Source organism: uncultured Vibrio sp., from assembly GCF_947488985.1.
Taxonomy (GTDB): Bacteria; Pseudomonadota; Gammaproteobacteria; order Enterobacterales; family Vibrionaceae; genus Vibrio.
In genome coordinates this window covers 1-222 of the sequence record NZ_CANLBV010000402.1, presented here as the reverse complement: position 1 = coordinate 222, position 222 = coordinate 1, and the positions used below count along the sequence as shown (strand labels likewise).

The window sequence follows — 222 nt, the reverse complement described above, 5'->3', positions numbered from 1 at the left end:
TGGTAGACACAAGGGATTTAAAATCCCTCGACGTTCGCGTTGTGCCGGTTCAAGTCCGGCCCGGGGCACCATCTATTTGATTATACCTTCCTAGTAGTTTGCTCTGGTAGGAATCAAAAGAGTTGTTCTCTTAAAAAACTATTGGGGCGCCTTGGCAGAGTGGCTATGCAGCGGATTGCAAATCCGTGGACCTCGGTTCGACTCCGGGAGGCGCCTCCATCA

The 222-nt window shown here is 51.4% G+C and carries 1 tRNA gene; it reads left to right on the top strand.

Features of this window, described 5'->3' with window-relative positions:
• Positions 1–145 precede the first annotated feature (145 nt).
• Positions 146–219 (top strand) — tRNA-Cys (locus tag Q1A70_RS20750).
• The last annotated feature ends 3 nt before the right edge of the window (positions 220–222 follow it).